At 69.5% G+C, this 12241-nt stretch carries 11 protein-coding genes; 5 read left to right on the top strand and 6 right to left on the bottom strand.

Annotation, left to right across the window (positions count from 1 at the left end; translation table 11 throughout):
- Positions 1-318: 318 nt before the first annotated feature.
- Positions 319-1038 carry a DUF523 domain-containing protein gene (locus A5691_RS13785; protein WP_082950307.1) on the bottom strand — a complete coding sequence of 240 codons (720 nt, stop codon included), beginning with the start codon at positions 1036-1038 and terminating at the stop codon, positions 319-321.
- 237 nt (positions 1039-1275) lie between these two features.
- Between A5691_RS13785 and A5691_RS29130 the strand changes: the two genes are divergently transcribed.
- Together A5691_RS29130 and A5691_RS29125 are read left to right on the top strand one after the other, a co-directional pair.
- Positions 1276-1764, top strand: coding sequence for an alpha/beta fold hydrolase (locus tag A5691_RS29130; protein WP_231980993.1), 489 nt, complete (start codon positions 1276-1278; stop codon positions 1762-1764).
- Positions 1730-2092, top strand: coding sequence for a hypothetical protein (locus A5691_RS29125; protein WP_156675607.1), 363 nt, complete (start codon positions 1730-1732; stop codon positions 2090-2092). Before A5691_RS29130 ends, A5691_RS29125 begins: the two co-directional genes overlap by 35 nt.
- Before the next feature lie 6 nt (positions 2093-2098).
- Here A5691_RS29125 and A5691_RS13775 read toward each other — a convergent pair whose 3' ends face one another.
- The 4 genes from A5691_RS13775 to A5691_RS13760 all read right to left on the bottom strand — a co-directional run bounded on the left by A5691_RS13775 (position 2099) and on the right by A5691_RS13760 (position 7002).
- Positions 2099-3448: a hypothetical protein gene (locus A5691_RS13775; protein WP_067754797.1), complete on the bottom strand. Its 1350-nt coding sequence runs from the start codon at positions 3446-3448 to the stop codon at positions 2099-2101.
- Between the two features lie 94 nt (positions 3449-3542).
- On the bottom strand, positions 3543-4772 hold the full coding sequence (locus A5691_RS13770; protein ID WP_067754794.1) for a cytochrome P450: 1230 nt from the start codon (positions 4770-4772) through the stop codon (positions 3543-3545).
- Positions 4773-4922: 150 nt separating this feature from the next.
- Positions 4923-6116, bottom strand: a complete 1194-nt coding sequence (locus A5691_RS13765) for an MFS transporter (protein WP_067754783.1) — start codon at positions 6114-6116, stop codon at positions 4923-4925.
- Positions 6103-7002, bottom strand: coding sequence for an NYN domain-containing protein (locus A5691_RS13760; RefSeq protein ID WP_067754780.1), 900 nt, complete (start codon positions 7000-7002; stop codon positions 6103-6105). Before A5691_RS13760 ends, A5691_RS13765 begins: the two co-directional genes overlap by 14 nt.
- 98 nt (positions 7003-7100) lie before the next feature.
- On the opposite strand from A5691_RS13760, the gene A5691_RS13755 reads away from it, so the two are divergent.
- The 3 genes from A5691_RS13755 to A5691_RS13745 all read left to right on the top strand — a co-directional run bounded on the left by A5691_RS13755 (position 7101) and on the right by A5691_RS13745 (position 9939).
- Entirely contained in the window at positions 7101-7973 is an 873-nt protein-coding gene (locus A5691_RS13755) for an alpha/beta fold hydrolase (RefSeq protein WP_067754777.1), read from the top strand.
- A 63-nt stretch (positions 7974-8036) separates the two neighbouring features.
- Positions 8037-9407: a cytochrome P450 gene (locus tag A5691_RS13750; protein WP_068016763.1), complete on the top strand. Its 1371-nt coding sequence runs from the start codon at positions 8037-8039 to the stop codon at positions 9405-9407.
- Between the two features lie 124 nt (positions 9408-9531).
- Positions 9532-9939, top strand: a complete 408-nt coding sequence (locus A5691_RS13745) for a hypothetical protein (protein WP_067754772.1) — start codon at positions 9532-9534, stop codon at positions 9937-9939.
- Here the strand turns inward: A5691_RS13745 and A5691_RS13740 are convergent.
- Positions 9909-12164, bottom strand: coding sequence for an FUSC family protein (locus A5691_RS13740; protein ID WP_082950309.1), 2256 nt, complete (start codon positions 12162-12164; stop codon positions 9909-9911). The genes A5691_RS13745 and A5691_RS13740 overlap by 31 nt on opposite strands.
- Positions 12165-12241 lie beyond the last annotated feature (77 nt).

Below are 12241 nucleotides of genomic sequence, written 5' to 3'. Positions count from 1 at the left end.
CCAGTCCGACGAGGCTGATCTTGACCGCCCGGATGCCGATCGCGCTGGATTCCAGGGCGGTGTCCACGCTGTCGGCGGCGTCGTGGCTGTGCGGACGGAGTTGGGCTACGAGGCCGCGAATCCCGTGCGCATGTGCGTTCTCGTGCTCGTGGTGATGGTGTTCGCTTCCCGCGCTCATCGGAGCGCTGTCCGCGTACCTGCATGCATACGCAGATAATAGGGCACGCGAGTGGTTCCCGCGAACGCGGACGAGGGCTAGCGGGTCGACGATCCGCGCGCACCCGCGCCTAGCAGTTGACGTGCGAGATGCAGCGTTGATTAGGGTGCTGCGGCGCCGGAAAGCGGAGCTTTATTACCCAGGGTCCGCACCGCATCCTCGGCCAGCAGGTTCTGCCGTTCACCGCGGAGCTCCGCTGCCAGGTCGTGCTCGAGCGCCGGCACTTGCAGCCCGCGGCGGCGCAACTGCCGATCCAGCGCGGCGATGAACAAGCCCTCGCCCGCGCGACGGCACCCGAGAACGGCGCGCTCGTTCATGACGTCGCGAGTAAGCGCGGCGGCCGGACAGGCCGCGACCACGTCCAGCGACGCTCGCATATCCAAAGTGGTCACTACCCCGCACGACGGCGAGGCGCCGATGCCCACGATGCCCGCCACCGTCATCCCGGACCGCTGGTAGTCGGCGACGTCGCGAACCACCTGCCGAGCCAATCGCCGATAGACCAGGCGGGTCCAGGCCACGAACGCGCGCAGCAACGGGCCGCGGAACGGGTACAGCAAGCCGCCCTTGGAGTGGTAGAGGGGCAGGCTGTGGGGTTTGAGCGCGCCACCCCAGGCCAGCCGTTCCGGGCAGGGCAGCTGGTGAATCCCGTAGCCGGCGCCGATCAGCTCCTCCACCGCCTCCGCCACCGCACCCGGTCGGGTGGCACCCCCGGCGTAACGCGTGTTCTCGTTCAGCAGGCAGTGCGAGACGAGCATGACCCGTCGACCACGCTGGTCGCGCAGTTGGTCGAGCAGCAACCGCGGTCGTCTGCCACGCATACCGAGAGCATCGACGTCCGGCTGCCGGTTCAGTAGGGGAAAACGTCATCGAAGGCTGGTCCTCTTGGTTCTGGTGAGGTGCCCGCGCCACGCGGCAGATTGGGACGAGTTGTAGCGACTCAGGACGGAACCGACGTGTCAGTGCTGCAGGAAGTGTCGTTCGAGTCCGGCGGGGTGCCGTGCGCGGCCGATCTCTATTGGCCGGCGAACGCGGGCAACGGGCTCGCCTGCGTGGTGATGGGGCACGGCGGCAGCGCCACCAAGCGCCTCGGTCTGCCCGCTTACGCGGAGAAATTCACGGCGGCGGGCCTGGCGGTGCTGGCGTTCGACTATCGGCATTTCGGAGCGAGCGGTGGCGAGCCTCGGCAAGTCATCGACGTCGACGAACAACGGGACGACTACCGGGCGGCGGTGCGATACGCGCGCGGTCGTGACGACATCGATCCGCGTCGGGTTGCGCTGTGGGGAACGTCTCTCAGCGGCGGCCACGTGCTGGCGGTCGCCGCCGACGACCCGGATGTCGCCGCCGTGGGTGTCGCAAGTCCCGCTGATCGACGGCTGGCACCGCGGCCGCGGACTACGCGAGCGTCTCAGTTGGGATGTGGCATGGCGGACGCTGCAATTCACCGCCGCCGCGGTGCGCGATGTGGTTGGTGCGAAGGTGGGTCAGCGGCCGTATCTGGTTCCTGTGGTGAGCCGTTCCGGTGGAGTCGCGGTATTCACTGAGCCAGAGGCCGGATTCGCGTTCGAGGCGCTCGGCGGCGAAGCCGTCGGTTGGCGCAACTCGCTGGCTCCCCGCATGCTGTTCGCATTGCCGCGCTATCGCGAAGGCACCGCGGAGAAACTGCACATGCCCGTCCTGATGTGCGTGGGGGACCAAGACCTGCAGGCGTCACCCAGGTTCGCGGTACGGATCGCCTCGCTGATGAATAACGTTGAGCTGCACCGCTACCCGGTCGGGCACTTCGACGTCTACACGGGAAAGCTGTTCGAGGAGATCAGCTCGGTGCAGACGGAATTTCTGCACCGTCATCTGGTCTCGGTGGACGGCTGACGCAATTCAGGTCCAGGGGCCGGGGAAGTGTCCGTCCTGGTCCTGCACCATCACGATGTCCTTGCAGTCGCCGTTGAGGGCCACGGCATTCTCACCGCGGCAGATCAGCGTCCAGCCCGAGATCCGCGCGAAGGGCCGGACCGACCAGGTGGTGGCGATCGGTTCGGTGGCGGGCAGGGCGAGGACGGCGAACGTGTTGCCGACGTTGGTGATGTAGAGGTGGTCTTCGAAGAACGCCATCTTGGCGATCGACATCTTCTTCGCGTCGTCGCGCGTCTTCAGGAAATCCCACTGCTGGCTGCGCAGGTTCCACACCCCGAAACCGAACGGGGAACTGTCCGAATCATGGCCGTCGACAAACAATTTCCCGTCGGACAAGGTGGCGGACAGCCCGCCGCCGGGAATGCGGTCGGAGTCGCCGACCTTGATGACCGCTTTGGCGTTCAGGTCGTAGAACATCGTCGACAGCACGGGCGGGTTGTAGGAATCCCAGCGCGTGATCTTCACCAATTTGTCCGGGCCGTCGGACAATTCGGCGTCCACGCTGCGGATGTCGTTGTCCTGATAGATGGCCTCGCCGCTGGGCCGGCGCAGCTCGGCGCCCGACGTCTTGGCGGGGTCGGTGTTGCGCTGGAACGCGAGGACGTCCTGCCAGGCGCGCCCGGATTGTGGATCGTTCCAGGGCATCGAGAGATCGGTGCCGGACAGGATGACGGTCCGGGGCGGCGAATTGGGGGCGTGCCCGTCGGTGAAGGCGTTGACCCACGCCACGCCCGACGCGGTCGAGGACAGCGACCAGTCCTTCGACGAGGTCAGCTTCAGGTCCGGTGTCGGCGGCTGCAGCTCCTTCGTCGCCAGCGGTTGGCCCGCCTTGAAGTCGAAGGCGTACGCGGTCGCCTTGGCGGCCGCGGGTTGTTGGGCCTGGGCGGGTTTGACGGTCGTGACGATATAGACGACCCGCATGTCCTCCGCCGTGCCCGTCAGCGCGCAGATGGCGCCGGTCAGGTTCTCACCGGCGGGGACCACCGGGAGGGCCGGCGCCACGTATTGGCCGGTCTTCGGATCGAATATTTTCGGCCGGATGTCGTCGAGTGCGGATTTGCTGTCGGAAAATTTCTCCGGACAGCCGAAGTACGCCGTTCCGCCGTAGCTTTTCCAATCCTTCTCCAAGGGACCGGTGATGGGCGCGGGTGCGGCGACGGCGCTGGGCGCGGTTTTCGCCGAAGAAGTCGAGGTGGTGGGCGTCGCGGCGGGTGGGGACGCGGTTTCCGAACACGCCACGAGGGCCAGGCAGGCGGCCAGCGCGGGCAGGGCAGACCCGCATTTGGCCGCAGTTTGCCCCGGAAACGCACGCATCAAAAAACCCCCGTTAAGTTCGTGTAACCAGTGAGCGTAAAGCGGGCGGGGACCAACCGCGACTTGTGTCAGGCGGTCTTCGTCACACCGACGCCTATCGGTCGAACTCGATGGGCAGGCTCTTCGGGCCGCTCAGGCTCACCATCGGCTTCCACGGGACCGGCCCGGCGGTGCGCGGGTTGAGCAGGCGCCCCGCGATGACGTTCAGCGCTTCGGCGATCTCGCGCCGGGCCAGGTTGGCCCCCAGGCAGTAGTGCACACCCCCGCCGAACGTCAAGATGGGCGGGGCTCCCTCGCGGGCGATGTCGACCCGGTCGGGGTCGTCGTAGACCGCGGGGTCGCGGTTGGCGGCAGCCGTGTTGACCAGGACCATCGTGCCCGCGGGAAAGAGGTAGCCGTCCAGCTCGGCGTCCTCGACCACCAGGCGCAGGGTCCCGCCCGCGATCGGCGAGTGGCGCATGGTCTCCTCGACGGCGCGCATCGCCAGCTCGGGGTGCTCCTTGAGCAGGTCCCATTGCTCGGGGTGCTCGCAGAGGACGTGCACCGACGCGGCCACCTGGTTGCGGGTGGTGTCAGTCCCCGCCAGCAGCAGGCCGCCCGCCAGCATCCGCAGCTCGGCGGTGTTCAGGCGGTCGCCGTCATCCTCGGCGCGGATCAGGTCGGAGAGCAGGTCGTCGGTCAGGCTGTGCCTCCGCCGCGCCACCATGTCGTCGACGTAGTCGTCGAGCTCGCCCCACGCCCGCATGACGACGGGCTCGACCTCCCGGATGTCGACGCTGAAGCTGAAGGCCTTGAACACGTCGTCCGCCCATAGCGAGAACTGTTGCCAGTCCTCGCGCGGGGCCCCGAGCAAGGCGCAGATGATCGGCACGGGGTAGGGGCGGGCAAGGTCGGCGACGACGTCGCAGCGACCCGCGTCGATGACGGCATCGATGAGCCCATTCATCACGTCGACCATGGTGTCGTGCAGCCGCAGGGTCGCGCGGGGGGTGAACGCCTTGGACGTCAGGCTGCGCAGCCGGTGGTGCGCGGCGCCCTCCAGGCACAGCAGGCTGTTGACCACCTTGTCCCACAACGGGCCCGACGTCACCCCCTGGGCGAGCAGGTTGATCCCCGGCGGGATCTGGAATCGCGCATCGCGGAGGACGGAGCGGACCAGGTGGTAGGAGAGGACCTCGGGCCCGTGCGGGCCCATGGCGACCGGGGCGTGCCGCTGCGCCGCCTGGAGGCGGGGGTAGACGTCGGCGGGGGTTTCCTCGGCGTGGTACGCCAGCGTCGGCAGGTCGGCGTCGAAAACGCTTGTGGGGGCGGTACCGACGGCCATGACGGTCTCCTCGAGGTCGCGCGAAGCGAGGCGCCCGCGACAACTTTCACACAATGTATGACCGGCTGGGTTGTGTGTCAACGATATTGCGGGCCCAAGCCGGCCCTCGCCATACGTTGGAGCCGATGTGTGTGGTCGCCAGGGTTGCGGTCACCCGCTCCTTAACGCGCCGACCAGCCGGCCGCCGATCAGCAGGACCGCGAAGACGCCGCCCGTGACCCCCGAAATGAGCAGTGGCAGTTGGCCGTTCGAACCCCACAGGGCACCCGCCCACAAGCCGGCCACCAGCACGGCCAGGCCCACGGCGCCCTGGAACACGCCCTGCGCGCTGGCCTGGTGCCCCGGGTCGACCAACCCCGAGATCCAGGCCTTCCCGACGCCGTCGGTGCACCCGGTGAACATTCCATAGGCGCCGATCAGCAGCCATGCCGTGACGGCGTCCGTGGTCAGCCCCAGCCCGACGTAGCCGATCGCAAAAAAGGCCAGGCCGATGCCGAACAGCGCCGGCCTGCCGATGCGGTCTGCGAGCGCTCCGGCCGGGTAGCTGGCCAGCGCATACACCGCGTTGTAACCGACGTAGGCCAGGATCACCCCGACCACCGAGAAGCCGATCTCGTTGAGGCGCAACAACAACAGGGCATCGGGGAAATTGACCATGCTGAAGACGACCAGGAGCGCGGTCACCCGCCAATACGGCCTCGGCAACGAACGCACACCCGCCCACATGGACTGCCGCCGCTCCCGCGGGGCCCGGCGCCCGCGCTCGCGCACGCCGAAGACGAGTGCCACCGACAGGACGGCGGGCACGATGGCGACATACAGCAACGGCGCGATCCGATGGTCCAGCAGTTCGTAACCCACCAGCCCGAGCAGCGGACCGACGACGGCGCCGAAGGTGTCCATCGCGCGGTGGAAGCCGAAAACCCTCCCGCGCAAGGCGTCATCGACGTCATCGACCAACAGCGCGTCGCGCGGTGCGCCGCGAATGCCCTTGCCGAGCCGGTCGACCACGCGACCCGCCAGCACGCCCGGCCACGCCCCGGCCACCGCGATGATGACCTTGCCGAGCGCGGCCATGCCGTAGCCGGTGGCGATCAACGGGCGCCGGGCGAACCGGTCGCCGAGCGGGCCCGCCGCGAGCTTCGTCAGCGACGCCGCACCCTCGGCCGCCCCCTCGACTGCGCCCACCACCGACGGCGGGGCGCCCAGCACGGCCGTCAGGTAGATCGGCAACAGCGGGTACAACAGCTCGCTGGCCGCGTCTTGCAGGAACGAGACCCCGGAGAGCACCCGGACGTTGCGGGTCAGCCACCGGGGCCCCGAGATGGTTTCAGTCTTGCGCACGCAACCGCACCATCCGCGTCGTCGACGTCTCGTCCAACTCGACGACATCGGAGCGCGAACGCAGGAAATCGCTGAATGACCGGAATCCCAACGACCTTTCGCTGAACGACGGGTCCATCCGTTTCATCTGGGCCTTCACCGCGGAGTTGTGCAGCCAGTCGACGTCGTCCTTGTCCAGGCCGATCTGCAGCGCGCGCGTCAGCAGCGCCGTGGCGGCCGCCTGGGGGTCGGGCGGCTCCGGCTCCTCGGGCGCCGCCTCCTTGGCACGCCCGGAGCGTCGCTTCGCCGGCTTGGCGTCGGCTTCGGCGGCCTGCGGTGCGAGCGCAGGCACGCCCGGCAGCGAGTCGTAGATGACGAACTCGTCGCAGGCCGCCGCCAGCGCCCGGCTCGACGCGCCGGCCACCCCGATCCCCACCACGTACCGGCCCAGCCTCTTGCAACGCTGGGCCAGCGGGATGTAGTCGGAGTCGCCGGCCACGATCACGACGTGGGTCAGGTCGGGCAGCCGGAACATGTCCTCGACCGCGTCGACGGCCAACCGGATGTCCGCTCCGTTCTTGCCGTAGGCCGCCGCGGGGAACAACTGCACCAGGTCGACCGCGCGGCCCACCAGCTGCCCGCGATAGCCGGTGTTGATATCGGCCGACCAGTCGGCGTAGGCGCGGGTGAGCACCAGCGTCCCGAACGACGATGCGAAGTCGAGGATGGCGCCGACGTCCACCGTGGCCCGGTCCAGCCGCTCGCCGTACTGCTCGAGGCCCTTGGCCTTGTCCCGCTGGAACGAGTTGCGACCGTGCACCTGGTCATATCGCGAGATCACGATGTTGTCGAAGTCGAGGTAGACGGCCACGCGGGCCGCAACCGGTTCGGTCATGCAGTAGATCATCGCTGAGGCGTCCGGCACTGTGGCGGCCGGAAGCGTTTTCCCTCACAGATTCGCCCACACAGGCCTCTAAACGACGCCGGAGCGGGTACACCGGGGCCATGAACGAGTTGAAGTATCTCGAGCTGCACGGCGACCGGGTCGCCTACCGCGACGAGGGTGACGGCGAGGTGCTCCTGCTCATCCACGGCATGGCGGGCAGCTCAGAGACGTGGCGGTCGATCATCCCGCCGCTGGCCAAGAAGTTCCGGGTCATCGCCCCGGACCTGCTCGGCCACGGTGCATCGGCGAAGCCCCGCACGGACTATTCGCTGGGTGCGTTCGCGGTCTGGCTTCGCGATCTGCTCGACGAGCTGGGCGTCAGCCAGGCCACCTTGGTCGGTCAATCGCTCGGCGGCGGCGTCGCGATGCAGTTCGTCTACCAGCACCCCGACTACGCCAAGCGCCTGATCCTGATCAGCAGCGGCGGGCTGGGGCCCGACGTCGGCTGGGTGCTGCGGCTGCTGTCGGCGCCCGGGGCGGAGCTGGTGCTGCCGATCATCGCGCCCAAGCCGGTATTGGCCGTCGGCAATCGGCTCAGGTCGTGGTTGCGCGGGGCCGGCATCCACTCGCCGCGCGGGGCCGAAATGTGGAGCGCCTACTCGTCGCTGTCCGACGGCGAGACCCGGCAGTCGTTCCTGCGCACGCTGCGGTCGGTGGTGGACTACCGGGGCCAGGCGGTCAGCGCGCTCAGCAGGCTGCGGCTGCGCGAGGACCTGCCGGTGATGGCGATTTGGGGCGAGCGGGATGCCATCATCCCCGTCGACCACGCGTACGCCGCGCACGAGGCCCGCACCGACGCGCGGCTGGAAATCCTGCCCGACGTGGGTCACTTCGCTCAGGTCGAGGCGCCGAACCAGGTGGTGGAGCTGATCGAAGACTTCATCGCGACCGGCGACCGCCACGAGACGGATACCACCCAGCTGCGGATGTGAGCTGAGGGGGCGGCGCAAAGTAATTCCGCTTCGCCGCGCGGGCCCGTCGTAAAATGACGGGCGATGCGCAATGCCGCGCGTTCCACGCTCCCGCCGGGGCCCCGGCTGCCCCGGGTTCTACAGGCCGCGTTGATGTTGCACCGCGGGTCGCACTTCGTTGCCGCCTGCCGGCGTCGTTATGGGAACGTGTTCACGCTGCGTGTCGCGGGGATGGGCACGCTGGTGTACTTGGCCGACCCGGCCGACATCAAGACGGTCTTCGCCGGCGACCCGCGCGTTTTCCATGCCGGAGAAGCCAATTCGATCTTGAGCGGATTGCTGGGCGAGAGCTCGCTTCTGGTGATCGACGAGGATGTCCACCGCGACCGGCGCCGGCTGATGCTGCCGCCCTTCCATCGGGACGCCGTCGCTCGCCAAGCCGGGCAGATGGCCGACATCGCCGCCGCCAAGATCGCCGAGTGGCCGGTGGGCAAGAGCTTCGCGGCCGCGCCCAAGATGTCGGAGATCACGCTGGAGGTCATCCTGCGGACGGTCATCGGTGCCACGGATCCGGCCCGGCTCGCCGCCCTGCGCGCGATCATGCCCCGGCTGCTCACGGTGGGCCCCTGGGCGACTCTGGCGCTGGCCAGGCCGGAGCTGCAGCGTTACCTCCCGTGGCGGGCGCTGCGGCGCCGGATGGCCGAGGCGGACCGCCTGCTCTACGCCGAGATCGCCGAGCGCCGCGCCGACCCCGACCTGGCCGAGCGCACCGACGTGCTGGCCATGCTCGTCCGTGCCGACGAGGGCGGGCATCCGATGTCGGACCGCGAGTTGCGGGATCAGCTGATGACGTTGCTGGTGGCCGGGCACGACACCACCGCGAACGGGTTGTCCTGGGCGCTCGAGCGGTTGACCCGCCATCCGGCCGTGCTGGCCAAGGCCACGGCCGCCGCCGAGGCCGGCGCCGGGGGCGATCCGGCCGGAGACGAGTATCTCGACGCGCTGGTGAAGGAGACGTTGCGGATCCGCCCGGTGGTCTTCGATGTGGGGCGGGTGCTCACCGAACCGGCCGACGTGGCCGGCTACCGGCTGCCGGCCAGGGTCATGGTGGCGCCCGGAATCGGGCTGGTGCACACCAGCGCCGCGGTTTATCCGGACCCGCACCGATTCGACCCCGACCGCATGCTGGGCGCCACCCTCACCCCGACGACCTGGTTCCCGTTCGGTGGCGGCAACCGCCGCTGTCTGGGCGCCGGGTTCGCCTCGGTCGAGATGCGCGTGGTGTTGCGCGAGATTCTGCGCCGGGTCGAGTTGTCTACCACGTCCGCGCCCGACGAACGCCAGCGGCTGAAATTCGTTGTCCTGGTGCCACATCGCGGGGCCCGCATTCGCCTGCGGGCGGTCAGGGACGTTCCCGCCGCGGCGCCCGCCGCCACCGAGGCCCCGGCCCGCTAGCTGTACTGCCCAGGCAGCTTCGACGTCGCCGTCGCAGTCCCTTTCGACTATTGGGATCGGTAGCAAACCCGGCGTGACCTAATGCCAGCACCATAAAGGCGAGCCTTGAAAGAAAAGAAGATTCATGAAAATCACAGCGATAGTCGCGTCCGGCCTCGTCGCCGTCGCGCTGGCGGCGGCCGGATGCGCGCAGGCCGAGACCGCGGCGGCGCCCGTCGGGAGCCAGTTCTACGCGCTGGCCCCCGCCCCGCAGCCCGATCCCGAGGCGGAGGTCGCCGAACTGCAGTGGCAGGTGAACGACCTGCACGACAACTGGGACAACCTCACCCCGGCGGAACGTCAGCAACGGCTGACGCAGCTGCAGCAGCAGTCCACCACGGTGTCGAACGACGTGCAGAACCTGCCTCCTGCGCAACGGCCCGGCGTCGAAATGCGGCTGTTGCAAACGATGCTGGCGCTGTTCGACCTGGTGCGAAAAGCCCAGGGGCCCAACCAGCCGTGCTATTTCCCCGCATGCCTGCCCGGCCTCTGAAACCCGTCGGTGTGAAATTCGGCCGCGGCGGTTTCGCGCCCGCCGAGGTTGGTGGCCGCGGTCACGACGGCCCGCTCGATCTGGCGCAGCGCGTGCACCGCGGTGAGTAATCGGCGGGTGTCGGGCATCGGCGATCCGGCCTCGCCGTCCCGCTGCCGGGCCAGCGTCTCCGCGGCGTCGAGCTCGTCTGCCGCCGACACCATGGTCGGCGCGCGGCCACTGCCGATGGCTGCGGCCAGCGCTTCGATGTTGCGCCGCGTCTGAGCCGCGGCCGCCGAAAAGGCCTGGGCCAGTTCGAAGGTGAGCGGCTGGGCCCCCAGCGGATCCTGGTATCGCTCGCTGCTACGCGCCAGGCTGCGCCCGTACCGGTCGCACGCGGCGAAGATGCGCAGGGCGCGGCGAATGCTGCGCCGGCCCGCCAGGCCGGCGACGCCCGCCAGCAGCGGCTTGGCGGTCACGCGGAACTGCTGGAGGTCCCGGTCCAGTTGGCGTGCCTGCTCGGACGGGCTCCCGCTCGCGTCGTCGCCGAGCATCGTCCCGGTCGACACCTCGACGAGCGCCGACAGGCTGGTGAGGAACGTTCGGGTGTCGTCGCGGATCGCCTCCCTGGTGTGCGTCGGCAACACGACCACGGCCACCGTCGCCCCGATCACCGCGCCGAGGGCGGTCTCTTCGATCCGCAACATCAGCACGCCGAACGAGAATTGCCCGAGCAGGCCGTACAGCAACGCCAGCATCGTCGTGATCCAGAAGGTCATCAGGCTGTACGTGACCGTCATGAAATAGAAGGCGCAGAACAGGCAGACGAAGATGCCGGCGAGCGCGGCCGTCTTGTCGCCGGCCAGCAGCGTGGCCACCAGCACGCCGCACGGCACGCCGAGCAGGGTGCCGAGCAGGCGCTGCCAGCCTTTGGTCAGGGTTTCGCCCCACGAGTTCGTGCCGGCGAAGATGACGAACGCGGCGATCACCGCCCAATACCAGCGGGCGGGTGACACCAGCTCGCCCGCGATGATCGCGAGCGACGCGGCGACGGCGACCTGGATGGCCTGCCGGGTGGTCGGCCGGAGGCCCTGCGACGGTGCCTCGTCGGCGGGCTCGCCGGGCGCGTCCGGCGGCGCGCCGTCCGAGGCAGGCGGGCGCTCGCTGTCCCGGTTCTCCAGGGCGCCCGCCTGGCCGGCCGCGGCGCGGTCGACAATGGCCCGAACGTCGGAAGTCGCTGTGGCGGCGTTGATTATCGCCAGGGCGAGGCGGCGCACGGCGGCGCTGCCCGGATCGTCACCGGCGGCGCCGCGCTGCTCGTCCAGCAGCCGTTGCGCCCGCGCGCCGGCTTGGCGGAGGCCGTCGGGCTCGGGCAGGCGGATGGCCCGCGCCAGCCGCGACAGCGCGTCGACGAGCGCGACCCGAGTCGGTGCGGGTATCGCGCTCGGGTCCTCCGACATCAGCGCCGCGGCCCGCCGCCCGGCCGTCGCCACCCACTCGATGGCCAGCTCCGCGTCCAGCAGCCAGGGGGCCAACTGTTCGGCGGTGACGCCGGGCCACAGCATCGCGGGGTCGGCCTTGTCCTCGATCTGGCTCTGCACCATCAGCGCGGTCTCGTTGAGCCGGGTGGTGCGCGCCCGCATCCGGCGCCTGCGCCGTTCGTCGAGGCGGCCGGTGCGGACGGCGTCCGCGGTGGTGTCGACGACGATCGCCATCCGCGCCCGCAACGCACGGACGGTCGCCCGCAGCACGCGGTCCGGCCGATCGGGCATGACGTAGGTGGTCATCACGAACGTGCACACCGTGCCCACCGCGACCGCCCCGATCATCCACGGCAGCTCCGAGACGCTCGCACGCAGATACAGCGTGAAGAAGTAGGACATGAAGGCGACCATGCCCAACGCCCGGCCGCGCGCCCCGAAGCGGCGGACGTAGGCGGCGGTGAACACGACGAGCACGAACACCGCGTCACTGACCACCTGGTGGGGCGCGAGCGCCGCCGCGGCGGCGATGGCCACGGCGGCGGGCACGGGCAGCAGCGCCATGGTGATCCGCTGCTGCCCCGGGTCCGGCTCGTTGACCGATCGCGAAGCGACCATCGTGATGACGACGCCCAGCAACGCGACCGTCAGCGGCTGCCCCGTCGCACGGGTCGCGGCGTACAGGACCAGCAGTGAACAGCCGAGCGCGGCCGTCGTCCGCGTCGCCATGCGCAGCCGGAGCAGACCGGGATCGGAGCCGACCACCCAGTTGCGCGCCTGTTCGTAGAAGTCGGTGATCGCCGCGCCCCCCTTCTGGCCTGCCGAACGCATCATGGGTTACC

Origin of the sequence: Mycobacterium sp. E183 (assembly GCF_001667735.1) — a bacterium.
Taxonomy (GTDB): domain Bacteria; phylum Actinomycetota; class Actinomycetes; order Mycobacteriales; family Mycobacteriaceae; genus Mycobacterium.
The sequence above is the reverse complement of the archived record's forward strand: the minus strand, read 5'-3'. Positions and strand labels throughout refer to the sequence as shown.